The 26,468-nt window shown below is 70.4% G+C and carries 24 protein-coding genes; 8 read left to right on the top strand and 16 right to left on the bottom strand.

Annotation, left to right across the window (positions count from 1 at the left end; translation table 11 throughout):
- The 7 genes from BLV96_RS16130 to BLV96_RS16100 form a co-directional block, all read right to left on the bottom strand.
- On the bottom strand, nucleotides 1-2,502 hold the full coding sequence (locus BLV96_RS16130) for a helicase HerA domain-containing protein (protein ID WP_244180248.1): 2,502 nt from the start codon (nucleotides 2,500-2,502) through the stop codon (nucleotides 1-3).
- A gap of 32 nt (nucleotides 2,503-2,534) precedes the next feature.
- Nucleotides 2,535-3,338, bottom strand: a complete 804-nt coding sequence (locus BLV96_RS16125) for a GP88 family protein (RefSeq protein ID WP_086674304.1) — start codon at nucleotides 3,336-3,338, stop codon at nucleotides 2,535-2,537.
- Between the two features lie 34 nt (nucleotides 3,339-3,372).
- Nucleotides 3,373-5,199 (bottom strand): VirB4 family type IV secretion system protein, encoded by a 1,827-nt coding sequence (locus BLV96_RS16120; protein WP_086674303.1) that lies wholly within the window; start codon nucleotides 5,197-5,199, stop codon nucleotides 3,373-3,375.
- On the bottom strand, nucleotides 5,196-6,368 hold the full coding sequence (locus tag BLV96_RS16115) for a PrgI family protein (RefSeq protein ID WP_086674302.1): 1,173 nt from the start codon (nucleotides 6,366-6,368) through the stop codon (nucleotides 5,196-5,198). The genes BLV96_RS16120 and BLV96_RS16115 overlap by 4 nt, the downstream gene beginning before the upstream one ends.
- Nucleotides 6,365-8,311, bottom strand: a complete 1,947-nt coding sequence (locus tag BLV96_RS16110) for a TrbL/VirB6 family protein (protein ID WP_086674301.1) — start codon at nucleotides 8,309-8,311, stop codon at nucleotides 6,365-6,367. Before BLV96_RS16110 ends, BLV96_RS16115 begins: the two co-directional genes overlap by 4 nt.
- Nucleotides 8,312-8,314: 3 nt before the next feature.
- A complete protein-coding gene (locus BLV96_RS16105) occupies nucleotides 8,315-8,632 on the bottom strand; it encodes a pilin (RefSeq protein ID WP_233224036.1) in 318 nt (105 codons plus the stop codon).
- A gap of 134 nt (nucleotides 8,633-8,766) precedes the next feature.
- Nucleotides 8,767-9,807, bottom strand: a complete 1,041-nt coding sequence (locus BLV96_RS16100) for a serine/threonine-protein kinase (RefSeq protein WP_244180247.1) — start codon at nucleotides 9,805-9,807, stop codon at nucleotides 8,767-8,769.
- 273 nt (nucleotides 9,808-10,080) lie between these two features.
- Between BLV96_RS16100 and BLV96_RS49865 the strand changes: the two genes are divergently transcribed.
- The 7 genes from BLV96_RS49865 to BLV96_RS16070 all read left to right on the top strand — a co-directional run bounded on the left by BLV96_RS49865 (nucleotide 10,081) and on the right by BLV96_RS16070 (nucleotide 16,176).
- Nucleotides 10,081-11,037 carry a hypothetical protein gene (locus BLV96_RS49865; protein ID WP_158104101.1) on the top strand — a complete coding sequence of 319 codons (957 nt, stop codon included), beginning with the start codon at nucleotides 10,081-10,083 and terminating at the stop codon, nucleotides 11,035-11,037.
- A complete protein-coding gene (locus BLV96_RS16095) occupies nucleotides 11,030-11,935 on the top strand; it encodes a DNA methyltransferase (RefSeq protein WP_158104100.1) in 906 nt (301 codons plus the stop codon). Before BLV96_RS49865 ends, BLV96_RS16095 begins: the two co-directional genes overlap by 8 nt.
- A complete protein-coding gene (locus BLV96_RS16090) occupies nucleotides 11,917-12,546 on the top strand; it encodes a recombinase family protein (RefSeq protein ID WP_086674298.1) in 630 nt (209 codons plus the stop codon). Before BLV96_RS16095 ends, BLV96_RS16090 begins: the two co-directional genes overlap by 19 nt.
- On the top strand, nucleotides 12,543-13,073 hold the full coding sequence (locus BLV96_RS16085; RefSeq protein WP_244180246.1) for an XF1762 family protein: 531 nt from the start codon (nucleotides 12,543-12,545) through the stop codon (nucleotides 13,071-13,073). The genes BLV96_RS16090 and BLV96_RS16085 overlap by 4 nt, the downstream gene beginning before the upstream one ends.
- A 124-nt stretch (nucleotides 13,074-13,197) precedes the next feature.
- Nucleotides 13,198-15,294 (top strand): recombinase family protein, encoded by a 2,097-nt coding sequence (locus BLV96_RS16080; RefSeq protein ID WP_158104098.1) that lies wholly within the window; start codon nucleotides 13,198-13,200, stop codon nucleotides 15,292-15,294.
- A 72-nt stretch (nucleotides 15,295-15,366) separates the two neighbouring features.
- Nucleotides 15,367-15,495 carry a hypothetical protein gene (locus BLV96_RS51250; protein ID WP_279627540.1) on the top strand — a complete coding sequence of 43 codons (129 nt, stop codon included), beginning with the start codon at nucleotides 15,367-15,369 and terminating at the stop codon, nucleotides 15,493-15,495.
- A gap of 324 nt (nucleotides 15,496-15,819) precedes the next feature.
- Nucleotides 15,820-16,176, top strand: coding sequence for a bleomycin resistance protein (locus BLV96_RS16070; RefSeq protein WP_086674295.1), 357 nt, complete (start codon nucleotides 15,820-15,822; stop codon nucleotides 16,174-16,176).
- Between the two features lie 3 nt (nucleotides 16,177-16,179).
- Here the strand turns inward: BLV96_RS16070 and BLV96_RS50675 are convergent, their stop codons facing one another.
- The 3 genes from BLV96_RS50675 to BLV96_RS16050 are packed head-to-tail and all read right to left on the bottom strand — an operon-like array spanning nucleotide 16,180 to nucleotide 18,290.
- Nucleotides 16,180-16,776: an alpha/beta hydrolase gene (locus BLV96_RS50675; RefSeq protein ID WP_244180245.1), complete on the bottom strand. Its 597-nt coding sequence runs from the start codon at nucleotides 16,774-16,776 to the stop codon at nucleotides 16,180-16,182.
- 18 nt (nucleotides 16,777-16,794) lie between these two features.
- A complete protein-coding gene (locus tag BLV96_RS16055) occupies nucleotides 16,795-17,418 on the bottom strand; it encodes an alpha/beta hydrolase (protein ID WP_208608234.1) in 624 nt (207 codons plus the stop codon).
- 14 nt (nucleotides 17,419-17,432) lie between these two features.
- Nucleotides 17,433-18,290 (bottom strand): NAD-dependent epimerase/dehydratase family protein, encoded by an 858-nt coding sequence (locus BLV96_RS16050; protein ID WP_086674293.1) that lies wholly within the window; start codon nucleotides 18,288-18,290, stop codon nucleotides 17,433-17,435.
- A 147-nt stretch (nucleotides 18,291-18,437) separates the two neighbouring features.
- Between BLV96_RS16050 and BLV96_RS49860 the strand changes: the two genes are divergently transcribed.
- On the top strand, nucleotides 18,438-18,605 hold the full coding sequence (locus tag BLV96_RS49860; protein WP_158104097.1) for a hypothetical protein: 168 nt from the start codon (nucleotides 18,438-18,440) through the stop codon (nucleotides 18,603-18,605).
- Nucleotides 18,606-19,054: 449 nt separating this feature from the next.
- Here BLV96_RS49860 and BLV96_RS16045 read toward each other — a convergent pair whose 3' ends face one another.
- The 6 genes from BLV96_RS16045 to BLV96_RS16020 are packed head-to-tail and all read right to left on the bottom strand — an operon-like array spanning nucleotide 19,055 to nucleotide 26,468.
- Nucleotides 19,055-20,587: a hypothetical protein gene (locus tag BLV96_RS16045; RefSeq protein ID WP_086674292.1), complete on the bottom strand. Its 1,533-nt coding sequence runs from the start codon at nucleotides 20,585-20,587 to the stop codon at nucleotides 19,055-19,057.
- On the bottom strand, nucleotides 20,584-22,506 hold the full coding sequence (locus BLV96_RS16040) for an AAA family ATPase (RefSeq protein ID WP_086674291.1): 1,923 nt from the start codon (nucleotides 22,504-22,506) through the stop codon (nucleotides 20,584-20,586). Before BLV96_RS16040 ends, BLV96_RS16045 begins: the two co-directional genes overlap by 4 nt.
- Nucleotides 22,503-23,735 carry a coiled-coil domain-containing protein gene (locus BLV96_RS16035; protein ID WP_086674290.1) on the bottom strand — a complete coding sequence of 411 codons (1,233 nt, stop codon included), beginning with the start codon at nucleotides 23,733-23,735 and terminating at the stop codon, nucleotides 22,503-22,505. The genes BLV96_RS16040 and BLV96_RS16035 overlap by 4 nt, the downstream gene beginning before the upstream one ends.
- Complete coding sequence (locus tag BLV96_RS16030) at nucleotides 23,732-24,376, bottom strand: 4Fe-4S single cluster domain-containing protein (protein WP_208608233.1); 645 nt, start codon at nucleotides 24,374-24,376, stop codon at nucleotides 23,732-23,734. The genes BLV96_RS16035 and BLV96_RS16030 overlap by 4 nt, the downstream gene beginning before the upstream one ends.
- On the bottom strand, nucleotides 24,373-25,641 hold the full coding sequence (locus BLV96_RS16025; RefSeq protein WP_086674289.1) for a protein kinase domain-containing protein: 1,269 nt from the start codon (nucleotides 25,639-25,641) through the stop codon (nucleotides 24,373-24,375). Before BLV96_RS16025 ends, BLV96_RS16030 begins: the two co-directional genes overlap by 4 nt.
- Complete coding sequence (locus tag BLV96_RS16020) at nucleotides 25,638-26,468, bottom strand: PP2C family serine/threonine-protein phosphatase (protein ID WP_086674288.1); 831 nt, start codon at nucleotides 26,466-26,468, stop codon at nucleotides 25,638-25,640. The genes BLV96_RS16025 and BLV96_RS16020 overlap by 4 nt, the downstream gene beginning before the upstream one ends.

Raw genomic sequence — 26,468 nt, 5'->3', positions numbered from 1 at the left:
TCAGGCGGCGCGGCGGGGATCGGCGGTGGGTGCTGCGGCTCCGGGCGTGATGGGTTCGACCTCGGCGACTGGTGGCCGGGTGTTGACGCGGGCTGCTTTACGGATCGCCCTGGCACGGCCGGGGACCGCGGGCGGCAGCTTTTCGGTCACCGCGGTGAACGGCGGTGCTTCCTCGCCGCCGAGGACCAGGCGGGCGGCGACGTGGAAGGCGCCCAGGTTGGACAGGTCGTGGTCGCTCAGCCGCGGCATGGTGTGGCGTGCCAGCCGCTTCGCATCCTCAGGGGACGCGTTGAAGAAGATCTTCGACCGGGCGTTCGTGCTGATGCCCTCTTCGAGTTCCTTCGGGAGTTGGCCGAGGTACTGGTGGGCCAAGGTCATCGACAGGCGATATCCGCGAGCCTCAGCGAGCATGTCTTCCAGCGGGTACGCCAGGTTCAGGAAGTTGTGGCACTCGTCGACGTACAGCCCGCAGTCGCGCCGCTGACGCTGGGGAACGCGGGCCCGGCGCGTCGCGGCTTGCCAGGTGCGGGCGACGACGATCGAGCCGACCAGCCGCGCCGTTTCCATCCCCAGCGCGTCGCGGGCGATGCGAACCAGGCAGATGCCGCCGGTGTTGAGCACCTCGTCCATGTCCACCGTGGACGTCCCGCCGGCGATCGCGGCGCGGACGAACGGACGCAGCAGGAAGCCGCGGACCTTGTTCATCAGCGGCGCGATGACCTGCGCCCGGCTCGCTTCGGACAGGGCGTCGTACCAGGACCAGAACCCGCGCAGCACGTCATCGTCGATCTGGTCGCAGGCCCGTTGCCGGAACGCCGGGACCGTGAGGAGCTTGGGCAGGTCGACCAGCGTCGGCGTTCCGGGCATCGCGGTCAGGGTGAGCAGGCCGGCGCGCAGGATGTCATCGGTGCGCGGCCCCCACGAGGAGGCGTAGATCCGGGAGAAGATGCTGACGAGGTTGTCGACCGAGCGGGCCTTGTCCACGCCCTCCAGCGGGTTGAGCACTGGTGGCCGGCTGCGGGAGTCGGCGTCGAAGAGCACGACCTTCTCGCCGAGCTTCTCGGGGATGCGCATCAGCAGGTCCGACACGAGGTCGCCCTTCGGGTCAACGACCACCACGCCGCGGCCGGCCTCGGCGTCGTCGAGGATCAGGCGGGCCATCAGCTCCGACTTGCCGGAGCCGGTCGCGCCGAGGATGTGCAGGTGATGGCGTGCGTCGGCGACGTGCAGGCCGACCGGCCGGGAGTGTCCCGAGTCCGACAAGCCGAGCGGCTTGATCAAGTCACCGGCCGTGGCGATGCCGGGCGGCGGCGGTACGGCTTTCGCGCCGGCGCGCTGGAGGCCGGGCGTGGCTTCGTCGATCGGCAGGTGCGCGAGCGCGGCCAGCTCCGGGATCGAGAGCAGGTCGCCCTTGCCGAACCGGCGTTCGGCCAGCACCTGGACTGGGGCCCGGCGGAGCCGGATCCGGCGGAAGTAGTTGTGCTCGGAGAAGGCGGCGAACGCCGAGGCGATCGCGTGGCCGCGTCCCCGCAGCACCTCCTGGACCGCTTGGACCTCGGCGGTCGTCGCGTGCTCGGGGACCGTGGTGGCGACTGCGTATCGGATGCGGGTCTCGAACTGGTTGTGCCGCAGCTTTTCCACGACGGCGCGGTCCTGCGCGGCGAACTCCAGGGTGGTTTGCCGATCCAGCCCCGGCGTCCGCGCACTGGACGACGGCTTCGCGGTCTTGCCTGGCGTCACGAGGTCCAGCAGCCGGCCGGCCAGGTTGACCGAGCTGCCCGCGTGCACCCGCTTCGCCGCGCGCCGCGCCTTGGTCACGCGGTGCCCGGCGACGGGGCGGGCGAGGATCTGCACGCAGGCCCGCTCGTGGGGGCCGAGCCCGACCGGGGCGCCGAGCAGGGCCCGGATCGGGTCGGCGGGGTGCTCGGTGCGGATCGGAAGTGCTTCCGAGCGAGCCAGCCGCAGCTCGCCGCCGACCGCTTCGATTCGCCGGCCCGCTGCGGAGGCGGTGGGGATCGGGGGCTCGGCCGGCGTCGTGCGGGTGTGCGCGCCGGGCCAGGCCGCCTCGATGGCGCGCTCGACCATCCCCGGCGGCACCAGGCCAGGCACCCACAAGCGGATCTGCACGCCGTCGTCGGTGAACGTCAACTCGAAAGCCAGGTGAGGTTGGCCGCCGAAGCGCCGCCGCCAGCCTGGTCGCAGCAGGCCGACCAGGTTGGACCACACGGTGATCGCGCCGGATGGGTCGACGGTCGGCGGCGCCAGCACGGTGACCAACCGGGCGTCGCTGACCAGGCTCCCGTGGTAGCGGCGGCGCCAGCGGCGTCGAGCGATCACCACGGCGGTCGTCGCCACCGCCAGTGCCGGGCTGGCGATCGGACCCCAGGTGAAGACGAGATCGCGAAGGTGGGCCAGCACGGTCTGGAACGCACCGAGCGGGTCGCGCAGGTAGTCGCCGGCAGGTGAGGCGAGAGAGGTGGACAGGGCGAACGGCCGGGACATCGAGACCTCCGAACGTAAGTTGGAGCGCTGGATCAGGCAGCTCGCGGCTCGCCGCCTCGCTCAGGCCGCGCCTCGGAACGGGTGTTGTCGATGACCAGCCGCAGGCGCGTGCGGCGAGCGGAACGTGCGGCGTCGACTTCGGCCTGCCATTCGGAGAACCGGCGGCCAGCCAGGCGCTTGAGGTAGCGCGGAATCCGGTTTGCCGGCACACCGACCAGCTGCGGGCCGAGGACCGCGAGGAGGTCGCTGGCTTCCTGCGACGCCCACCCCGCCTCGACGATCGCCGCTTCGTCCGGGAACACGTCGGCGACGCGGTCCACGGCCGGGTTCAGCGCGGCGTCCTGCTTGCCGCCGTACGAGTAGACCCACAAGAAGTTCGCCGGCGGATCAGGCTCGACGAGGGACCGGAACCGGGAAACCTCCTTGGTGTACGCGTAGAAGTTCGTGTCCGGGCGAGTCCTGCAGATGTCGAGCCAGGCCAGCAGGTAGTCGTCGGAGAAGAAGTCGCCGCTGTCGTGGATCCTGATCCAGCTACCGCGGAACCTGGCCGCGCCGAGTTCGTCGACCATCGCGGTTCGCCAACCGGCCAGGTCGTCGAGGACGTACATCAGGTTCGCCTGGTGCTTGGCACGGACGACGGGCCAGGTGTACGTGCCGTGCCGGGCGTAACACGCTTGCGCACAGACCCCGGCGCTCGGACACGTGTTGTACGTGCGGCCGTCGGCCAGCCGCCCCGCCCAGGCCGGTAGTGACCAGTTCCAGACGCCGATCTGGCGCATTTCCCTGTTCTGCGTCAGTAATCGAGCGGGCCGACCAACAGCGGGCGACGAAGACATGGTTATCCCCTGGTGTGTTTGAAGGTGCGGAAGATCAGGCAGCGTCGAGGTCGACGAAGGAGGTCTCGGTCTCCGGTGAGATGTCGGAGTACTCGGCCAGCTCGGCGGGGTTCGACGTGACGAGCTGGTGCTCGACCGGCGACGCGATGGACTGGAACGCCACTCGTTGCGTGCCGGTGCTGAGCAGTCCTTGGCCGCGGTCGGCGGTGAGGAGGAACTGCCGTTCGCCCTGCGAGAGGTCGAAGATCCGGCAGATCTCGTCGATCGCCTGCGGTGCCTGGCGCAGCAGGATTTGCGTCGCCGCGTTCGCGATGATCGCCTTGCCCAGGTCGGTGCTCGTCACGTCGGGGGCGTCCTGGGTCGCCACCGTGACGCCGCCCCACCACTTGCGGGAGCCCTTGGACATCCGGAGGAGGAACTCGCCGCCGGCCAGATCCTTCATCAGCAGCCAGGCTTCGTCGACGACGACTTGCCGGGGTTTGCGGATGGCGGGATTGGACACTTGGCGCCACACCGCATCGAGCGCGAGAAGTGTGCCGATTGCCTTGAGCTCGCCGGGGAGGTCGCGCAGCGAGAACACGACGAGGTGACCCTCGGGCCGTGTCGTAGTCGGACCCGAGAACAGCCCGGAGAACGCGCCCGTGGTGAACGGCTGTAGCCGCGCCGCGAGGTCCGCCCCGCCTGCCTCAGCCAAGACCTCCGCGAGGTCGGCCAGCAGAGGCGCCGGCCGGGTCCAGGTTCGCGGATCCGACGTGATGCCGGCGCGCTGGTAGGTCGCGGTGATCGCCCGGTCGAGCGCGGCCCGGTCGGTCGCGGCGAGTTCGCTGCCCAGCAGCACCGAGATGACAGTGTGCAGGAACAGGCTGCGCCGGATGAGCGCGTCGCGGGGAGCTGTCCGGCGTCCGTCCGGCCGGGTGTGGATCGTCAAGTCCATCGGGTTCAGCCGGACCTGCTCGGCGCCGAGGTGGACGTAGGTGCCGCCGACCGCGGCGGCCAGCCGGGCGTACTCGTCCTCCGGATCGATGACGTGGATCTCGATCCCGCGATACAGGCTGCGCAGGAGCTCGAGCTTCACCAGGTACGACTTGCCGGCGCCGGACCGGCCAAGGATCACGCTGTTGTGGTTGTCGAGCGCGAACCGGTCGTGGTGGACGAGCCCTTGGCTGCCGACGTTGAAGCCGTAAAGCACGCCGCGCGGGGCACCGACCGAGGTCGGGTCCGGCGGCGGCAGGTCCGGTGACGTGAAGGGGAACGCCGCCGACAGCGCGCTGGTGTCGAAGGTGCGGCGCATCCCGACCAGGTCCAGGCCCATCGGGAGGCTGGTAATCCAGCCCTGCAGGCTCCGGTAGGTGGTGGGCTTGCAGTCCAGCAGGAGCGATGCCGCGAGCGACCGGATCGCGGCTACCTCGTCGCCGAGCGCCTCCTCGGTCGCGGCGTGCACGGTGAGGTAGAGGCCGAGCCGGTAGAGCTTGCCCTCGCCGCGGGCGACTCGCGCGGACAGGTCGTAGGCGTCCTCGGTGGCTGCTTCGACCTGGGGGTCGATCAGCCGTCCCTTGTCGCTGGTGTGCCGGCGGCCGGACTCCAGCTTCGACAGCTGCTTCTTCAGCCGGTTGGCCGCGGTGACGGGGTCTATCGGCTCGATGTGCAGCGAGACGTCGACCCGCCCGGGGTAGGTCAGCAGGGGCTGCAGCCAGCCGGGATGAACCTCGCGCGGGTAGCCGGTGACGGCGAATGAAGCGACCCATTCGCCTCCGACTTCGAGCGCTCGGGGACGCACGGAGATGGCGTCAGGGGTGAACGCGCCGGCCTGCCCGACGGGTGCCTGCCTGCTTGCGGACTCGCGGTGCCTGGTCCTCTTCATCGGCGGTCCCTCCTCGCGACGTCGTCGTAGTCGTCGTAGTCGTCGTCCTCCCACCCGGGCTCGGCCGCGCCGAACGCGTCTTCGGTGGCGAACGCGGTGCGGCCGAACGCGGTGTCGTTCCAGCTCTCGTCCGGGGCGGTGGTGATGACCTCGTCGGAGCCGGCGAGGTCGGAGTTCGGCGGGATCAAGCTGTCGGGGTTGCACGCCGCGGCGAGGACCGCGGTGGCCTGGCCGGCATCCAGCGGGGTGACCACGATCCCGGATGGCGAGAGCAGTTCCACCGCCTCGCCCAGCCGGCGCACCAACCGCGCTTCGACGGCGCGTCGGGCGGCGTCGTCGATCGACGCAGCTTGCCTCGCGGCCCTGCGTCGCGCCGACAAGGCGGCCAGCGGGGAGGCACCACCGAGCCCGTCGGTCGGGCCGCTGGTTCGCAGTGGCTCTCGCAGGATCAGCAGGACTTGGCGCCGCAGCAGGTCGGTGGCGCGGCCGAGCTGGTCGAGGTACTCGGCGTGCTCTCGTGCCGCCCGTTCCAGCGCGGGGTGCGGCAGCCCGCCGGCTTGTTCGCGAAGTTCCGCGATCTGCCCCGACAGGTCCAGCCGTTCGGCCCGGACGAGCACCTGGACCGGCGCGGTCAGCGAGTGCAGGTACCGGCCGAAGGAGGTAACGAGGGCCTCCTGCTCGGCGGGCGTGCGCAGCCCGAAGTTGATCGTGGAGCACACCGCGACCACGGCGGCGCCGTCCCTGCCGAGGTCGATGACGCCGGTGTCGGTGATCCCTTCGGCGGGCAGCCGCAGCGCGGCCGGTGAGATCGTCGACGTCGAAGAACTGGTTGTGCTCGCGGCCTGTCCGATCCACTCGGGGGTGGGCCGGACGCCCTCCGGCGCGGCAACCTGGTGCTGAGGGTTCATCCGCTGGCGCAGCGCCGCCAGCACGAGCCGGTCGAGGGAGATACCGTCGCGCTGACCCAGCACGAGGAACGCCGCGGTGACGCCGATCGGGATGGCGATGACCAGGAACACCGCCAGCGGGACGAACGCGCGGGTGACCGTGTACGTCCCGTACAGCACGATCCCGGTGACGGTCAGGATGAGCAGCTGCCGCGCGGTGAGCGGACCGATCACCCGGTCTTCGCGGTCGACATCGGCGGGAATCCGGACGGGCTGGCTCATTTCGCTTCACCTCCGGGGGCTGGCTTCGGCGCGCGAAACATCGGCGGCGGAACGGACTGGGTGCGCCGACGGGCATCACCGAGGCGGGGCTCCGGCGTCGCCTGCCGGAATGCCGGCGCGGCAGGTGCGGAGGTCGGTTTGGCTACGAGTGGTTGTGGTGCAGGCGGCGTCGCCGGTCGGAACTGCAGTTGCGGCGGCACCGATGCCGTGCGGATCGGGCGAGCCGATGGCGATGTGGCGCCACGTCGACGCGGGCCGCCGGCGGCTTGAAAATGCGGAGTTGCCGACCGTGGCCGTCGTTGTGGCGTGGGCGAGACAGGCGTCGGCGCGGAACTGAATTCGGGCATGGTCGGTCCCTGGTTCGCCGGGATCACGGCGGGGTCGTGAGTGCTGTCTTGGGGCGAGGGCTGCAGGAACTGCGGCGCCTGCGAGGGCAACGTCGGCCGCTGAGCTGCGCGGGCACGCTCGGCGTCGTGGGCCGCCTTGAGCCGCCGGTTGACCGCTTCGGGGTTGGGCGCAAAACGCGGCTGTGCCGGCCACGGTGGATCAGCCGCCGCGCCGCCGCCGCGACCGGCGTTCTTCGTCGCACCGGCGGCGCCGGCCTTGCCGAACGCGCCGGTCTTGCCGGCGACCATGCCGAAGGTTTTCGCCGCGATGTACGCGCGTGCCAACCCGCCGAGGAACGAGCGGCCGGAGCCGACCTTGACGGCCTTGAGCATCCAGAACGGGATCTTGAACAAGACGAAGAACAAGGCGATCGCGGCGATCAGCGTGCCGAGCGCGGACAGCGTCGAGCCGAACAGGTGCACGCCGCCGGACAGGAACGTGCGTACCGCGGTGATCAGCACCAGCGCCTGGGCGAACTGAACGCCTGTCGTCACGGTGATCGCCTTCCACCACCAGTGCGCCAGCGGCTCGGTGTGGGGCAGCCCGTGGCACATCAAGAAGAACGGCGCGCTGATGATCAGGACGAGGGTGATGACGATCCGGACCACGTAGACGACCAAGAGACCGAGGCCGAGCACCACCAGCACGAGCGCGACCAAGATGATGAAGAGCCCGCCGGTCTGAATGCCTTGGACGGCCTCCTGCAAGGTGTTGCCCAGCGAGGGCGCGTTGACTCCGTCTCCGAGGACACCCAGGGTCAGGCCGTTGGCCAGCCGGATGAGCTTGTCGGCGAAGAAGAGCGAGAGCGCCGAGGCGATGAACGCGATCGGGATGCGCGGCCCGATCTCCTTGATCGAGTAGCGCGTCTGGACGGTCTCGTGGCCCATCAGCAGGATGCCGCCGAGCAGGATGAGCAGCCCGTAGGCGGCGACCACGATCTCCCAGGAGCTGTTCCAGAGCTCGCCGATGCCGGGCAGGTCGCTGATCGTCGGCGTGGACAGCGCGGTGTGGCCGATCAGCTCGAGGATCGGATCCAGCGCGTCGTCGACGACACTGCGGAACGCCGAGTTGACGGCCTCGGTGATGCATGCGCCGACGTCGGTGATGCCGCAGTCCGAGTCGCCGTCGCCGCTGCCGGTGCCCGGCTGCTGCGGGTTCGTGCTCGGCGCCGGCGGAGTTGGCTGCGGGATGCAGTCCTCGCCCGTGCACGGCTTGCTCGGCGTTGTGGTCGGCGTCGGCGAGGTGCAGCCGAGCTGGCCGGGGAAGCTACACGGCGTGGGCATGGGCAGCGCGGTCGGAGGAGGCAGCGGCGGGTCCGCAGGCGGCTGCCGTGGCGCGGTCGGCGAGGCCCACGCGTTGACGGCGAGGATGCCGGCCAGGAGCACGACGGTCAGCACCAGTAGCCAGCCCGCTCGCCGGCGCCGCCGTCGGATGGAGACCTGCTGGCCGGCGTCGCGGACGGGGGCGAGCATCGGTCGATCCGCCGCGGCAGCGGTCTCGGACGGGTTGCCGGACCGGCGGTACGGGCGAACCGTGGGCAGGGTGTTGACGGCCATCGGTCAGGCCCCCACGATCCCTTTGAGGATCTCCACGACCAGGGGCGCGAGCGCCGCCAAGCCGTAGCCCCACCCCGCGGACTTGAAAGCCGTCTTGGCCTTCTCGACCTCGCCGGGGTCGCCGCCACCCATCACGTAGCGGACGCCGCCGATGGATAGGAACACCGTGGCGAGGCCGGCCAGGATGCCCATGATCCAGTTGCGGACGTTGTTCAGGACGTCGGTGACCGACCCGGCGAGGGCGACGACCATCGTGTCGGCGTGTCCCGCCGACGCCGAGGCCAGCAACGCGATGGCCGACAGCTCGACCACCAGCACCACGTGCGACCACCGTCGGCGGCGTACTGGCCTAATGGTCGGAGCATTCGAGAGCGTCGAGCTCGTTTCCATGGTCCGGTCCGGCGGTTGGAGGCCGCCGTCGAGACGAGCGCTACGCGGCCCGCTCTCGGCATCGATCACGCGCATTGGGGCACCTCCGAAGTTCGGGCTGAGCGCGGGTTCGTCCCGCAGCCCTGAACTCCGGAATCCGCGTCCGTTTTGGACACGCGGCGCCGAACTTTCCGCTCCGACTCGCCGTTGGTGTCGGACACGGAAGGTGACAACCGTGGCGTTTCGCGAGCGGGTGTGACGGGGCGTGCCAGGGCCACCGCGGCGGCCACCTGGTCGATCAGCGGGTCGGCGGGATCGGCCGTGGCCGCGCCCTCGCGCAGGTATTCGGCAAGCCGGCGTTCGGCGCGTTTGCGCGTCTTGTAGGCGGCCCACTCACCGGTCTGGTGCTGCGCGGCCCAGTCCGTCACCGGCATGTTTTCCAGCCGGGTCGCGCCGATGAGCGCGGCCTCGGTCCGAGTCAGGACTCCGTCCGCGACGGCGCGAGCGAGGACGAGATCCGGGTGTCCCCACGGCGCGTGCGGCGGGGTGGATCGGAAGCCCGGTGCGACCGGAGTCGGACCGGCCAACGCTTCGGTCAGCGCGTCGTAGCCGGCCCGGTAAGCGGCCCACCGCAGCCGCAGCATGATCCGCGGCGGCCGGAGGTCGATCGTCGACAACGCGGTCAGGAAGCCGCGCAGCACCTCCGCGTGAACGTCGGCCGGATCGCCGGCGAACCGATGGGACAAGGTGGCCGCTGCCGACGTCAGCGCGGGCAGCGCCACACCCACGGCGGCGACCGTCCAGGTCGCTCCTTCGGTTCGCGAGCGCAGCACCAGATGCGCCCACACCGCGTCTCGCGTCGCCTGCGGGCACCTGCGCGCCAGCAGGCGATCGCGGACCTCGTCGAGCGGGACGTGCCGGTCCGGGAGACCGGCGAAGAGCCGGCCGTTCAGCGACACCGGATGCGATCCCGTCACCAGCCAGGTGAACGTGTTCCGGGCGATGTCCAGAGAGTTCGGGGTGGCCTCGTCGTGACGGCGACGAAAAGTGGATTGAGTTGCCATGTCGTGACTCCCGCGGCGTCGATGTGAACAACAACGACGCCATGAATCCACGACCGGTACCAAGGAAATACCGTGCTATTGCTTGAGGTCGACTAGTAGCTGTCTTTGCGCTGTTAGAGGCCTACTATTCGGCTCGGTGGTCGTCCGAACCGTAGATCGACTAGTTGAAGTTGAAAATGATGACTGACCTGTGTTTGTAGTAGTTCTCTAGTAGGCGGCGCGGTGTCCACGTTGAGGTGCCCGGCAATTTCTTTGAAGTGTGTCCAAAATCGGACCTTCAGCCGGAGTTAAGGGGTGTCAGAACACGCAGCACCCTTCCGTCGGAGGAGATCCACGATGACCCCGGCATACGACAACGAACGTCCAGAGGATGGCTCGCCGCAGCACGCTCCCGCCGACCCGCCGACCGTCCCGATCCTGCTTCCGCAGCGTCGGCAAGCGCGGCGTCTGCGCACCGTGCGCCGTTCGCGAACGGTCCGGCCGAGCACCGTCTGGACGTGCGCGCAAGACGAGCTCCTCGGAGGCACCGGGCTGCTCGCGAGCTGGTTGCTGACTGCGGTCGTGAAGATCGTCACCGCCTACACGCAGCCGGGCCAGCGGGTGCTCCTGCTCGCGCCTGCGCCCTACCTCGGACCCTCCGCTTCGACCTCGTCAATCGGCGATCGACACCGGTCCCGGCCCGGTCCGTACGGCGGGCTGCACGAAGCCAGCTGGACAGTGGTCCGACTCGGCCGTCGCGTCCAAACCCAGACCGCCGTCGCGCCTCAGGCCCCGATCGGGGAACACCACGGCGACGCGTTGGCCGGGGCCGAGTCCGGACTCGGCCCCGGCTCGGGCGGTCCGACCGGCGTCGGGGTCGTTGCGCCGCCTGCGAGCGATCGGTCCGGACCGGACACGACCGCGACCGGCGTCGGACCGGACCGCTATGACCTCATCATCACCGCGTCCGGACCGCGGCCCGGCGACTGGTTCCGACCGGCCGATTGGGCCGATGCGCTCAACCCGATCGGCATACTCGCCGTGATCACGCATGGTGATCGTGTGGAGGGGCGGCTCATCGACCCCGCAGGCTCGTTCGTGCGTGCCGCGCAGGGCGCCGGCCTGCGCTATCTCGATCGCATCGTCCTGCTGCGCGCGCCGGTTCGTAACGGGGCGCTCGTTGCCGCGGTACCGGTCGCGCAGCCCGCTGTGCCGCCTGCGCGGCACGCCCGCGTGCACGACGACCTCTTGGTCTTCGCCCGCAAGCCGGTCTCCAAGGCCGCCGTGGCAGGGGATGAGACCTCCGATGAATGACCAGCTGAAATCACTTGGATCGTCGGTCGACGGGCTGCCTCTTTCGGTCTGGCCAACCGGACAGCGGAGCCCGCTTGTGCAGCTGCGCGACGCCGGGTGTGTGCCCGGCACCGAGATCGACGACGAGCGGATTCCTCCTGCCGTCGCCGCGCATGCGATCGCCGCCTACAGCCAACCCGGCGACCTCGTTCTCGATCCTGATTGCGGTGCGGGGACCGTACTGACCGCGGCGCTGAGCGCCGGCCGGGATGCGTTCGGCTTGACCGGCCGCACCCGGTGGTGGTCCCTGGCCCGCGCCAACGTCACCGCCGCCAAGACCGCGGGCGCGTGGCGCGACGGCTCGGTCTTCGATGCCCGTCCGAAGGTCCTCGCGACCGCCCGAGCCGCTGGCTTGATCGGGCGAGTCGGACTCGTGTTGACCGCCCTGCGAATGGAGCCGGAGCCTGCGAACCGTCCAGACCGCGACCCGGTCGAGTCCGCGCTCGCTGACGCCGCCGCGACGATGCTCTACGGCGAATCGCTGCTGCGCTCAGGCGGCCACTTCGTCATCGTCGCAAGACCGCGCCGGCGCCCGGACAGCACGTTGGCCGACCTGGCCACGCCGCTCATCGCCGCCGCGACCGCTGCTGGGCTGGCGCCGGTCGAGCGGTGCGTGGCACTGACCGCCGGACTGCGCGGCAGCCGGCTGGTCACCCGCGCCCCGCTCCCTGCCCGTCGGGCTGCTGCCCGAGCCCGTACCGCCGGCGCGCCGACCGCGCTCCCGGCGCACCACGAGGTGCTCGTCTTCGGACTTGCCCACGACGTCGAGCTTGCCGCCGCGGCGGCAAGCGGCGTTCCCCGGCCGACTCGGCCCCGAGTCAACGACACCGTCCATGCGGGATGGAGGCGAGCGGCATGACAATCCGCTTCTCCTGCTGCGAGCACACCGACACGCCGATGGTCGAGACCCGTCCACAGCGGTGGTCCCGGCTGTGGGCAAACCTGTGGACAAAACGACCTGGCGTCGCCGAAGAGGGCCGGGACGCGCTCGCTCGGCACCACGCCGAAACAACCCGCCGCGCCCGCGAGGCGATGATCGGAATCGTCCGCGCCGGTTACCAGATCGGGCCCCCGCCCTACGGCTACCGCGCGCTGCGTATCCGCGTCACCGATCCCAGCGGACGCAGCAAGCTGCGCGCAGTCCTGGTCCCTGACTGGCAGACCGCCGCGGTCGTGAGGCAGATCTTCGTGTGGCGAGCTGACGACGGCCTGACGTTCGCCGCCGTCGCGGCACGACTGAACGCCGACCTTCGCCAGTACCCGGCGCCCTGCAGGTCGTGGACGGCGAAAGCCGTCCGGCGGATCGTCACCAACGTCAAGTACACGGGGCGTCAGGTCTGGGCTCGCACCGCGGCCGGCCGTCCTGCTCCTGCCGAGCAGTGGGTGACCTCGGCGCCGAACGCGCACGAGCCGTTGATCGACGAGCGACGTTTCGAGCTCGCCCAGCTGCGTGCGGGGGCGGGGCGGTGAGCCTGACGATCGTGCCCGTCACCTTCCGCCAAGCGTGCCAGTTCATCGAAGCTCACCACCGCCACCACCGGCCGCCCCGCGGGATGAAGTTCGCGATCGGCGTGATGAGCGATGACGGACTGGTCGGCGTCGCCACGGCCGGTCGTCCTGTCGCGCGTCACCTCGACGACGGCGTCACGCTCGAAGTCACGCGGACCTGCACCGTCGGCGAGCCGAACGCGAACTCGAAGCTCTACGGCGCCGCCTGGCGAGCGGCGCGAGCGATGGGCTACCGCCGTCTGATCACCTACACGCAGGAAGGCGAGAGCGGTGCCAGCCTCCGCGCGGCCGGCCTGCAGCCCGTGGCGGAACTTCGGCCGCGACCGGGATGGACAACCGCGTCCCGGCCACGGAACTCGCACGGCGTCGATGGCGTCCGGCGAACTCGGTGGGAAGTCTGCGCGAAGCCGGCGGCATTCGTCCCCGTACCCGGTGAATCGTCTTGTCGGACAGCTGTTTCAGCTGGTACAGCTGGCGAAGATCGATGACCGGCGACGACTCGTTCGTCGCCGCCGACGGCACTCAAGTCGACTTCGAGCTTCGCGTCGTGACCGGCGCCGAGGGTGCGCGTCTCGCGAGAGCGCAGGCACGCGCGATACAGGAGGTACTGGCATGGCTCACGGCCCAGAGGCAATCCGAGCATGGGCCGGACCGCGCCGCGTAGACCGCGTCAGCGCGTTCATCGGGCAGTCGCCAGCCGCGGTGCAGCTTGAACCCGCCATCATCCGAGTCGCCTTCCTTGGCCGGACGTCGACGTACGACCAGCAGGACCCCACGCTCTCGCTGCCCCGCCAGTTCCGCAACTGCGTCTCGGCTCTGCCGGAGAACGCCACGATCACCGCCCACTTCTATGACATCGAGTCCGGGCGCAAGGAAGCCGACGTGCGCAGCGGGAGCCGCGCGCACGAGATGTTCGACATCGACATCCCGCGCGACGGTGGCATCCAGGAACTCCTCGACGAGGCCGCGCGTCCGGGCCGCCGGTTCGACGTCGTCATCTGCGAGGACATCTCGCGGATCGCACGGCGGACATACATCGGCACCCGGATCGAGCACCAGCTCGAACAACTCGGCGTCCCGCTATTCGCGGTCGACGAAGGCGTGCGGATTAGCGAGCCGGGGAAGAGAACGAAGACCGCGACCCAGATCCTGACCCGGCGCGTCAAACAAGGGGTCGCCGAGTGGTACGTCACCGAGATGCTCGAGAAGAGCTGGGACGGGTTCGAAACGCACACCGATCAGGGCTACAACGTCGGCAAGCCTTGCTACGGCTACCGCGCCGACCACATCAAGCACCCGGTGCCGGCCAAGCGCGCCAAGGGGATGAAGAAGACCAAGCTGAAGGTGCACGAGGTTGAGGGCGCCGTCGTCCGCAAGGTGTACGAGTGGCGCGTGTCGGAGCGTCTCGGCTACCAGGCGATCGCCGACCGGCTCAACAAGGACCTGACGACAAACCCGCCGCCGGTGCCGGTGGACCCGACTCGCGCCGTCGGAGTCTGGACGTATTCGAGCGTGCGTGAGGTGCTCACCAATCCCAAGCACACGGGGCACATGGTGTGGAACCGGCGGGCTCGGAAGGGAAACGGCAAGAACAAGCTGAACCCGCCGACCGAGTGGGTGTGGTCGCCGAAACCGGCGCACGAGGCACTTGTCGACTTGGATACGTTCGTCCTGGCGCAGCAGGTCGCGCCGCAGCGCGAGCGCTCGCGGACTTCGCCGGGCAAGAGCCGGGACCCTCAAGCCAAGGTGGTGTATCCGCTTCGCAGCTTCGTGTACTGCGAGCTGTGTGGCCGCCGGATGTGCGGCAACAAGCCGACGGCGCATCGCTACTACGCCTGCGCGCCGAAGCGCGCGTGGCGGCCGGCAGGGCACCCGACGATCTGCCGCGTCCGGGAGGACTCGCTGCTCGAAGCGCTCGAATCCTTCCTGGACTCGCGACTCTTCGGGGCGTATCGGCAGGACCTCCTGGACCGGAACCTGAAGGATCTCGACCACGCCGGCCGCCGAGACCGCGTCGACCGCATCCGTGCGTTGGAGCGCGCGCTCGCCGAGAACGCGACGAAGAGCAAGAACCTGCTCCGGACCCTGGAGGTCGCTGACGACGTCAGCAAGGAGATGGTGCGCGATATCAACGAGCGGCGTGCCGAGCTCAGGGTCGAGAAAGCGAGTCTCGAAGCCCAGCTCGAAGAGGCCGAGGAGACAGCTCGTCAGGCTCCCAACGCTGACCTGCTGCACGAACTGCCGCTCGGCGCCGTGCGGTTGGACGGCTTGCCTGACGAGCTGACCCGTCAGCTGTTCGAGGCTCTTCGCCTCGAGATCCGCTACGACCACGCGACCCAGAAGGCGACGTGCCGGGTCACCCTCGTGGGCGAGAGCCTGGCCGCGGTGTCGCAGGTGCTCAACCGCTCGAACGTCGTCCCGCTGCCGGTCGAGATCGCAGACAGTCCCGCCACATCGAAGGAGGGCCAGCAGATGGCCAGCTCAAGCACGTCTTCTTCGATGATGGTTTGCGTGGCATCCCGTCGGGGGCACGTACAGCATCCTCACGAGCCGGGATCCCTCTTGAACTCCGGCTTTCCGCGACTGTCAGGGTTAGCCGACGTCGTCGCAAGGGCGGTGACGCCCGGTGAAGTCACCGTTTTCGTACGCTCCGTTGTCCCGGGAGTCGGTGCCCTCGGCGGGATCGCCGAAGGATGGGAACGGGTCTGAGCAGGGTTTTTACGCCGCTAGGCTGATGATCGAGGCGAGCTTCGAGCTTCCGGACCTAAATGGGAGCTCGTCATGAGCGCCGACTCGCAGATGGTTGGTCGGTTTGTCACGGTGACCATGGGGTTGATCATCGGCCTGACCCCGTGTTTGCTGGTCAATGGGGCAAAGCCGCTTTCGGCGCGGTCGGTCCTCTACTGCTGATCGGATGGGCCGAGGTTGGCCCTGGAGGCACATTCCTCCAGCGGGGTCTGCACGCGAGACGGTTCGGTTCCAGAGTCACAGCACGGAAGCGTCGAAGACGAACTGGAACGTGCGCGGGCCCTGAACCTCGAGCACTGGACGGTGTTCAAACGCCCGATCTCCGCCGAAACGCTGCGCCGTCGGCTACGGGTTGGTTCGGCGAAATCCCGTCGGCTGTGCGCGGTTGTGCGCGAAGAATCGGTCGCTTGAGCAGCGCAGTTGCACTCTGAGTAGCTGCATGCTGTCTGGAAGGCAGTGCACAAGCAGGTCAGGTAAGGTGACGGAATGGTCATGCGGGTGGCGATTCCCGTGCTGCCGTGCCGAGATGTGCAGGCAGCGCGGTCGTACTTCACGGACGCGCTCGGGTTCGACACCATATTCACCTGGGAGACCCCACCTAGCTACGCGGCCGTGATCCGCGACACCGCCGAGTTCCACCTGTACGCCGAAAGCAGCGTCGGCCCGGCCAGGGTGACGGTTATCGTCGACGACGTCGATTCCTGCCACGACGAGCTGCGCGCCCGCGGCGCCGACATCGTCGAGCCACTGGCTGACCGGCCCTACGGGATGCGCGACTTCACCGTACGGACACCCGATGGGCACTTGTTGATCTTCAGCCAGCCCCTCACCGAGAACGGGTGACCATCAGCGGACCAGCCGGAAGAATGACCGGACCTCGTCGACGAACAACGCCGGCTGCTCGAACGCCGCGAAGTGGCCGCCCTTGCCGGGCTCGTTCCAGTACCGGATGTTCGGGAACCGGCGCGCCGCCCACCGCCGAGGCGGGCGCTGCAGCTCCCTGGGGAAGACCGAACGGCCAGTGGGTACGGTCACCGGCGCGCCGGCCGACCCGGAGATCCATTCGTTGATCTGCCGGAGGCTTTCCCAGTACAGCCGGGCGGATGAGGCACCGGTGCCGGGCAGCCGGTAGAGCATCAGGTTGTCGAGCAGCTCATCCCGGGTAATAACCCGATCGGACCGGTTCTGGGCGCAGGTGATGGCGTGCCGGTAGTCGCCGACCTGGACCCATGGGTCGATCTCGTGCCGCGGCTGTCCCGGCGCCGGCTCGGAATCGCCCCAGCCGCGGTTGTCGTACACCAGCACGGCCAGCCCGGCCGCGGCGAACACCTCCGCGAACCGGTCGAGGTACATCCGCCTCGTGGAACTCCAGCCGTGGGCCATCACGACGCACGGCGCCGGCCCCGTGGCTCCTTCGGCATCGAATTCGATGTCGTGACGCATCATTCCTCCTCGAACCCGCTAGCGGATCTGCTTGCCGACGAACGTGGCGACGTCGTCGATCTCCTGGCCGCGGACGTCGTGGCCCAGTCCGGGATAGACGTGGACCTCCGTGGTGGCGTGGCGAGCGAGCCATCGTTCGGTCCGCACGAGCGCGCCGGGCGGGATGACCCGGTCCTCCCGTCCGCGTCCCCAATGGACGGGCGGCCGCGTGACGCTCAGCGTCTCGTCGCCGGGCTGCTCGTCTCGCACGACGAACCCGGCCAGGTTCACGCAGTAAGCGAACCGGTGCGGCGCCAACCGCATGAGCTGGTGCGCCATGGCCCCGCCTTGCGAAAAGCCGAGCAGGCCGATCGAGGGCGCCTCGATGGTCTCCAGCCACGACAGCACGTCCAGTGCTGCCGCGTTCGCCACCTGCGGCCGCGGATCACCGATGGGGTTGCCCCCACTGGGGAACCACGCATAGCCACCGGCTTCGGGAATCCGTGCCCGCACCGAGGCGACCACGACCTCGTCCGGCAGGTGCGGCGTGATCAGCCGGTGCAGATGCGTCTCGTCGTAGCTCCAGCCGTGCAGCATCACCAGCAGCGGCCGTGCCCGGCGGGCACGCTCCTCTTCGGACCACAGCACCGCGCCGCGGTCCATTCCCGGCTCCCGGCTCATCCGGCGGCGAACTCGGTCAGCGGGTCGGTGTGCGCAGGCGTCCAGCCCAGCTCACGCTGTGCCTTGGCCGAGGTCAGCTGCTGGTCGAGGGCGAAGGCGTCGGCGATCGGTCCCATCTGCTCGCGCGCCTGCTCGAGGCTGAGGGAGACGGTCTTCCCGTCGAGCCCGGCGGCGTGGGCGCACGCCTCGGCGACCTCCTTGGCCGTCGGGTTGACCCCGCCCACACCGAGGTACACCGAGCCCGCCGGAGCCGACAGCGCCGCCACGTACAGCCGGGCGAGGTCGTCGAGGTGGATCAGGGCCCAGTGGTTGCCGCCGTCGCCGATGTACGGGATCGCGCCGCTTTCCTTGCCCGGCTGGACGAAGAAGATGTCGATCAGGCGGTTGTCGCCGCCGTGGAGCAGGCCGGGCTGGACGACGACCGGCCGTCCGCCGTCGGCGGCCCGCGCCAGCACCGCGTCTTCGACGGCTTTGCGCCAGGCCACGATCGCGGGCGGGTTCCAGGGCGCGCTCTCGTCCTGGACCCCGTCGGTGTCGCCGTAGACCCAGCTGCCGCCGGTGTGCACGTACGTGCCGCCACCGACGCCGTCCTGCATCGCGGTGGCGGCCGCCAGGTCCTCCTCGCCGCTTTCGGCCTGCGCGAGGTGGATCACGGCTTCCGCCCGCGCCGCGGCGTGGTTGAGCACGCCGAGGTCGGTCAGGCCGCCGCGGACGGCCGTTGCCCCGGCGGCGGCCACGGTCCGCTCGGCGCGGTCGCTGCGCGCGAGCGCCTCGACGCTGTGCCCTTGCCGGACCAGCTCACCGATCGTCGCGCGGCCGATGTAGCCCGAGCCGCCCGTGAGGAAGATCTTCATCCCTGTCCCATCACTCGTGTTTCGTTCCTCCTCCACGGTGACCCGGGCACCCCGGGCGCGTCCAAGACCCGTTCCGCGCGCTGTGATGCCGCGACGGCATCACCGACCTGCGATGATGGGGCCGACGAGGACGGGAGGTGCGCGGGCGTGGACTTCGACCTGCGGAAGCTGCGGTACTTCGTCGCGGTCGGCGAAGAGCTGCACTTCGGGTGGGCCGCCGCGCGCTCGATGCGGGCGTGCTCCCGGCGAATCTGCACGACCTTGGTGATCGACAGGCCGAACAGCAGGGTCGGCGCACCGGCGACCCGCGTGTAGTGGCAGAGCCTCGTCGTCGAGGCAACGCCGGAGCTGGGCCAGCCGCTCGTTGGCGTCGAGATAGTTCGCTCGCTGCGGGTAGGCCGGTAGCGGCATCGGTCAGCCATTCGTCCACCAGCGATTGGGTCAGCTCCGGCAGGCCGACACCTACTTCGTCAAGCCACGTGAGGAGCCGTGCCGCAGCCCGCACGAGCGGCGGAATCGGAGCCGGCACACTGTCCCCGACGCCGCGGCGTGCCACGACGCGGTACGCCTTCGGCAGCACGTACCAGCGGACATATTGCGCGAGTATGCGAGCGTGTTCGACGGGGAGGGACGCGAGTTCGTCCCGAAGGCAGGGATGGATGCGCTGCAGGTACTCCGCGTGACGTCGAGCTCCTGGTCACGGCGCTCGGACTGCTCCGCGGCCTCATCCTGGGCCGCCAGCGTCGGCCGCGGCGGAAACCCGGTCAGCCGCCCAAGCTTGTCTTGATCGCTGTTTCGGCCGCGGTCATCGCCAACTTCCCCGCCATCGTCAACGCCCACTGGCCCGCCTTCTTGAGGTGGGCCGCCACGCCTTTCTCGTCGCCTATCCGGGCCTGCTGCTCCGCCGTGGCCAGCTGGGTGATCGATTCCCGCTGTGCGTCCGTCGTCGCCCAGGACTGCAGTGCTTCGCGCAGCTCTGCCAAGTTGTCGGCCAAGTCGCGTAGCTCCGTCACCGTCTTGGTGTCGCCGGACGTCGTGATCCGGTCGCCGACGTGGACCCGGGCGTGGCCGGCCGCGACCGGGCCCTCCACGTTGCCTCCGACGCTGATGTTGCTGGTCTCCTCGTGCTTCACGACGTTTCCTCCGTAGGCGTTCTGCGTGACGGTCAGGGCACCGGCGGTCCGGTAGTACTCCTTCAACCGGTCGATTTCCTCGTACAGCCGTTTCGCGCTCTTCCACCGGCGAGTGGTCGCCTGCAGCAGCATCTCGCCGTTCGAAGTCTGGTACTGCGGGGTCAGCATCCCGAGCAGCGCGTGGCGCCGGGCGAGGTCGCTGCTGTCGGCCCAGTGCGTTCTCGCCGCCAGGATCTGGCCCTGGCACGCTCCCCAGTCCTGGCGTTCCAGCGCGTGCTCGGCGTGGGCCCACGCCCGCCAGCCCTTGAAGTGCGCCAATTCCATCGCCCGCGACCCCTGGACCTGCGACGGCAACGCGGTCGCGGCCGCGCGTTTGACCCAGGCTTCGTACAGGGCCACGGCGTCGTCGACGTAGACCAGCGCTTCGCCGATGTTGTCGGCCTGCATCTGGCCGAAGAACGAGACGAACCGGATCATGATGTCGGTGTAGGCGAACTGGTCGTCGAGCTCGCGCAGCAGTTTCCCGATGGTGTTCTGGGCGCGGCGGTCGGCGTCGGCCGCGCTCTCCAGGTCGTCCTTCAGCACCCCGTACTTCGAACGGGCTCCCTCGAACGACTCCATCGCCATCTCGTACTTGCCGCGCTGCATGGCGGCGACGCCGTCGAAGAACTCGATCTTGGTGATCGTCAGCGCGCCGGCGACACGGCCGGTTTCGCTTTGTGGCAGGGAACTGCCGAACAGTTCCCCGTAGCACTCGGACGCCTGCTCCAGGTGGACCTTGCCCTCGACGAGGTTGCCACCGAGGAGCTGCTCCTCCGCCTTGTTCTGGCAGAGCTGGCCCTGGATCAGCAGGATCAGCCCGGTCGCCGCGTCGGCCGCCGCGACGAGCCGCTCCTTGAACGGCTCGCCGGTTCCGGGCCGGTCCAGCTGCTTCCGCGCGACTTCCCGCATCACCTGGTTCAGCTTGATGACCTCGTCGAGGAGGTCGCGTGACTCGGCGAACTCGTGCTGTGCCGCGCGTTCGCCCGCCATCGCGGTGAGCCGGGATTCCAGTTCCACCTCAGTGTCGTAATAGTGTTCGAACTCTTCCGGGGACAGTTCCGCGGCCAGCTCGTAGCGTTCGAGCTCGCTCCCCAGCGCGGACACGGGCACCGGCTCGGTCACGGCTCGCCTCCGGGCAGTTCCTCGACCACGAACGGCGGGCTGCTCGCGCCGCGGTGCACCCAGATCCGCGTGCCGGGCGCGGGCGAGTTCTCGATGACCCACTTGTTGAGCGGGCGGCGGACCCACTCCTCGAGCAGCGGGCTGCGGATCTGCCGGGCCCCGAGCGCCGAGCCGGTGCCGGCCAGCTCGGTCGTCACGGCCCGCTCGATCGCCCGCTGGTCGAACACGAGCTCGTAACCGCGGGCGGCGGCGGACGCCTTCAGCTGCGTCAGGAACTTCTCGACGATCTTGGCGACGACCTCGCCGCGGAGGATGTCGAACACGACGATGCCGCTGCCGAGCCTGCCGAGCAGCTCCGGCCGGCCGAGCTCCTCCGTCAGGTAGCCGGCCACCGCCGACCGGAAGTGCTCGCGCACCTCGCTGTAGGGCGGCGGCATCTCGGGGGTGTACCCCGACAGCAGCCGCGGCAGCTCACTCGCGCCCAGGTTGGACGTGAAGATGACGACCGACTGGGAGAAGTGCGCGGTGCGGCCCAGGCCGTCGGTCAGCCGGCCGTCGTCGATGATCTGCAGGAACTTGTCGAAGATCTTCGGGCTGGCCTTCTCGATCTCGTCGAACAGGACGACGCTGAACGGCCGCTGCAACATCCAGTTGGTCAGCAGGCCGCCGTTCTCGTGCCCGACGAAGCCCGGCGGTGCCCCGGTCAGCCGCTCGCTGGCGTGCTCCTGGCTGAACTCGCTCATGTCGAACCGCCGCAACGCGTTCTCGTCGTCGAAGACGAGCTCCGCGATCGCCTTCGCCAGTTCGGTCTTGCCGACCCCGGTCGGGCCGACGAAGAAGAACACGCCCTTGGGCCGGGTGACCGCGGCGTCGGCGTCGGCCACGAAGTCCAGGCCGATCCGGGCGTTGACGAGCATGTCCGACGCCGTGCGCACGGCCGTGTCCTGGCCGATCACCCGCCGGGCGAGGATCTCTTCCGCGTGCTGCACCTTGGCCCGGTCCATCTGCTCCCACGGGTCGTCCTGCAGGCCGAACCGGTGCCGCATCACCAGCCGGCGCGGAGTGGTGACCGGGATCGCCGCCAGGCGCGAAGTCGCGGCCAGCGCCCGGATGTCCAGGATCGTCATGCCCTCGCACAGGTTCGCCAGCGTCGCGGACGCCTGTGCCGCCTGCTCCGCGCCGAGCCCGGCCGCGGCGTGGAACTGGGGAATCGTGGTCCGCAGGAACGCGGCCCGTTCGGCCGTGCTCGGCGAAGCCACCTCGATCACGGCGACGTGCGGGTTGTGCCGGTGCACCCAGTTCGGCAGCGCGCCGAGCTGCTGCGTGACGAGCACGACGATGTTGCGCACCGCGTCGCCGGCGGCGCCGGGCGCGGGGACCGCTTCGGTGATCATCTTGCGCAGGCACGCCAGGTTGGCCTGGTGGCGTTCCTCGTTCGCCCCGTCTTCGCCGAAGATCAGGTCGGCCTGGTCGATCACCACCGCGGCCGCGCGTTCGTTCTGGACGAGCAGGTCACGGGTCGCCGCGAGCAGGTCCGCCGGGGTGCGGACGCTGGGCCGGGCCGCGGTCGCCGCGCGGGCCCGCAGGTCCCGTTCGGCCTGACTGACCCGCCGGCCGCGGTCGGTCAGCCCGGCGACGGGCGGTTCGGCGGCCGGTTCGGCGACCGGCCCGGTGTCCACTCGCGACTGGACGAACTTGCGGCTGTCGTCGTCGGCGAAGGTCAGCCCGTCGACGAGGTCGTAGCGGGTGACCACGCGGAACCCGGCGACGGCGAGGAACGACGGCAACGCCTTCGGCAGGCTCTGGAAGGTGTCCTCCCAGAGCACCAGGTCGTCGATGTTGCCGTGCAGCACGAGGTGCCGCCCGCGGTGGATTTCGTGGTAGGCGCGGGCGAACCAGGTCGCGGCGGGAGCGGTCACGGCTTCCTCCCCAGCCGGCGCTCCTGCGTGCCGGCGCCCGCCCGGTGGCCGGGTACCGGCCGAGGCCCGTCTTCGTCCCACGTGACCGAACCGGCGGAGAAACCGTTGCGGCGCAGGGACGAGTTGAGCTCTTCGGCCAGCGACTTGAGGGACGAGCACGCCCTGGCTTCGAGCGGCCCGCCGCTTTCGCGGAGGTAGTTGATCCGGTGGTCCTCGGCTTCGTCGTCTTGGACGACGACCACGAGTGCCTCGCCGCTGCGCCGGTGCGCCTCCATCCCGATGCTGCCGTCCTCGCCGTGCACGAACGACCCCTGGTCGACGGCGAACCCGAGGGACGGCAGCGCTTCGATGATCGACCCGAGCATTTCGCGGCGCGCGGACAGCCGCTCGATCGCCGTGTCCAGTTCCTCTTCCAGGTCGTCCAGCCGGTGCGCGAGCCGGACGGCGAGCTCCATCGCCTCGATCGGCCGGTCGGCGGCGAGCTTCGCCGAGATGGTGCCGAGCACGTCGGCCGCCACCGGCAGCTCGCCGAGCGGCGTGCGCGCGGCCTGGGCGTCGGCGGTCAGCCCGGCCACCCGTGCGGCCAGCTCGTCGAAGGTGGACTTCGCCGTCCGGACGTGCTCGGCGTGCTCGGCCGCGCGGGTCGTCACTTCCTGGTGGTGGGCGCGAACCTGGGTGAGCAGCGTTTCGATGTTCTGCTCGAACAGGGCGATGTTCCCGTTGTCCAACGCGGTCGCGAGCAGCACGACCGACTCGTCGACCGTGCGCGCGGTGATGGGGGAGAACCGCGTCCGCTGCCCGGCGTCGAGCTCGGCGAGCAGGCCGCGCACGGCGGCGAGCTGCCCGGCGGCGTGCCGCGAGCTGCGGCGGAGGACTTCGGCGGCCGCCGCGACCCGCAGTCGTTCGGCCTCGTCGAGCGCCCGGACGGCGATCGCGATCTCGTCGTCGTTCGCCGCGGTCCCGGCGGCGCGGCGCGCCCGCTCGAGAGCGGCGTTCGCCGCGGTCAAGTCGGCGGCGACGGCCGAAGGCTGCTCGGCGAGCGCGGCACACCGGGCGGCCGCGGCCGCCACCTGCCGGGTGATCGCGGCGCGCGACCGCGCCAAGGCGGCTTTCGCCCGCCGCTCCTGTTCCTCTTTGCGTTTGCGCTCACGCGCCTGCCGTTCCGCTTCGAGGCGCTCGCGGATGAGCTCGCTCGCGCGGACGGTGCTGTACTTCGGCGATCTGCTCACTTCGTCACCGGTCCTCGGCGGGGGCGGGGGGCGGTGAGGCCCAACGCGCGTTCGAAGGCGTGCCGGAACCCGGGCGTCGGCGGGACGCCCAGCCACTGCACGCCGCCGTCGGGCCGGACCTCGATCTGCAGGCCGCCGCCCGTGTCCGGGCCGGCCAGCTCGGCGGTGTGCCGGCCGGTCAGGTCGTGGACGCGCTGGTTGGCCGACGCGCGCCAGCGCAGGTCGCCGTGCCGCGCGGCGACGTAGGGACCGTCGATCAGGATGTCCACTTCGGACAACAGGTCCCGGGTGCCCGCGTCGCCGGTGCGCCGCAGGTGTTCGAGGGTGTAGCCGGTGTAGCAGAGCACGGAGAGGTCCCGCCGGGCCCGGACGGTGGTGACGAGCCGGGCGAGCGCGTCGGCCTGCGCGAACGGCTCGCCGCCCGAGAGCGTCAAGCCGTCCGCTCCGGAGGCGGCGATCTCTTCGGCGAGCTCCGCCACGGCGACCCGGTGGCCCCCGGCGAACGGAATCCACTGTGGACTGACGCAGCCGTGGCAGGACAGCGGACAGCCCTGCACCCACACGACGTACCGGCTGCCCGGTCCCAGCACCCGGCAGGCGGGATGGGTCTCCGCGACGGTGAGGAAGCCCGCGGCGCTCACAGCAGCGCACTCACGATCGCGGAGATGATCACGAGGACGACGATGGCCGCGACGATCGCGGCGACCGTGGTGGCCCACTCGGGCAGTTCGGTGCCCTTCTTGACCGGCGGTGCGGGGGTGGCCGCCGGGGCCGGGTACGTCGGCTGCGGGGGTGACTGCGGGGCCGGCGATACCGGTGGGCGGGGCCACGGAACGGTCCGCGCGGCCGGGAGACTCGCCGGAATCGGGAGCGCAACCACGTCCGGCACCCCGAGGGCCGGGAAGTGGTCGCCGTGGCCGGCGTCGCGCCGGGCGCACCAGAGGCACGAACCGAGCGTCCGGTGGTACGTGTGGTTCTCGTTGTGGCGGCAGCCCATCAGCTGGAAGCCGACCTGGTCGAGCGTCTCGGCCCAGTCGCTCGCCGACGGCCGGGCGGCCGGGTCCCGATGACCTTCGCCGAAGCACGCCCGCGCGAGCTCGAGCACCCGCGGCGGCAGCACGTTCAGCGGCATGCCGTCGGCGAGCGCGGTGAACCGCTCGGGGAACAGGATCCGGTTGTTCTGCAGCCGGATGTTGTCCGCGGCGGTGCCTTCCGGCGCCGTCGCGTCGGCCGGGACGCCTTCGAAGGGGTGCTCGCCCTCCATCAGCAGCTGGCAGACCAGGATGGCCAGCCCGAAGTCGTCCTGGCTCGGCCGCAGCTCCACCGCCTGGCCGCTGCTCAGCTCGGGGGCGGCGTACTCGGGCGTCAGCTTGGTGCAGCGGTGCACCTCGCCGGTCTTCGCGTCGGTGAACTGGACGGTGTCGCAGTCGACCAGGGTGACGTGCCCGGTCCGGGAGAGCACCACGTTGGTGGGGCTCAGGTCGCCCATCACGACACCGGCGTCGTGCAGCATCGCCAGCAGCCGGGCGACCCGCGCCGCCACCGTGACGACCAGTCGCCAGGTCGGCGTGTCGACAGCGGTCAGCCGCTTGCGCGGGTCGAACAGGTGGGTCAGGGGCGCGCCCTCGACCAGCGGCATCAGGAAGCCGCGCGTCTGCCCGTTCCGGTCCTCGAGGACCTCCCGCGGCCAGGCGAGGTGCATGTGCTCGCCGTGGTCGCCGCGCCACCGCGACGGCGCGGCGGCCATCATCGCCACGAGCCGCTCGGTCGTGTACCGCTCCGGGTCGAGGTAGACCTTCGCGCAGAGGTCCGGGGTTTCCGCGAGCCGGAAGATCTTGCCCTCGGCACCGCCGCCGAGCGGGGCGTCGAGGGTGATCACCCGGCCCCCGGGCAGGTAGACGGTCATGGCCGGCGCACCGCCAGCACGACCGTCTTGTCGTCGCCGGACGTCGCGGCGAACTCGGCGGACGCCAGCTTCGCGGCCAGCTCACCGCTGTCGACGCGGTCGTCCGAGAAGGTGTCGAAGTAGGCCCGGAACGCCGGTGGGGCGGAGTAGTGCAGTTTGCCGTCTCCTTCCTTGCGTGCGCTCAGCAGTCCTTCGGCGACGCCGTCCGAACACAGCGCCAGCGCGCTGATCCGGTCGTCCAGCAGCACGCCGGTGCTGAGGTGCTCGTCGCGGTGGTCCGAGGTCAGGAACGTCGTCGCGCCGGCGTGTTCCCGCTCGGGCGCGCTCACCACCAGCCTCGGCTCACCGAGGTGGCGGTCGACCACGAGGAAGCAGTCGCCGACGCTCAGGTAGCCGAAGTACGGCGGTGCGGCGACCACGGCCAGCAACGTGGTCGCGAACTCGCGGCGCGAGTCCCGGACTCCTGGCCCGCCGGCGGTGTGGGGCCGCGCGGCCGCCTCGTCGACGGATCGGTCGAAGCGCTGGACGCACAGCATCCGGAACGTCCGCATCGCCCGGCGCCAGGCGTCGATCCCGTCCGGGTGCGGGTGGGCCCCGAAGGCCGACTCGGCGGCTTTGCCCGCGGCGAGGACGGCGAACTCCGCGCCTTCGCCGGACCGGCTGCGAGACCCGGCGCCGTCGGCGACCGCGTACAGGCAGGCGTGCGTGCCGATGGGGCGGACCAGCCAGCGGTCCTGGTTGGGCCGGCCCGACCGCACCTGACCGGGACCGATGACGGAGGCGACGGTGATCCGCCAGGTGTCGCCGCCTTCGGGAGTCGTCCGCAT

The sequence above is a fragment of the Amycolatopsis pretoriensis genome, assembly GCF_900107925.1.
Taxonomy (GTDB): Bacteria; Actinomycetota; Actinomycetes; order Mycobacteriales; family Pseudonocardiaceae; genus Amycolatopsis; species Amycolatopsis pretoriensis.
The sequence above is the reverse complement of the archived record's forward strand: the minus strand, read 5'-3'. Positions and strand labels throughout refer to the sequence as shown.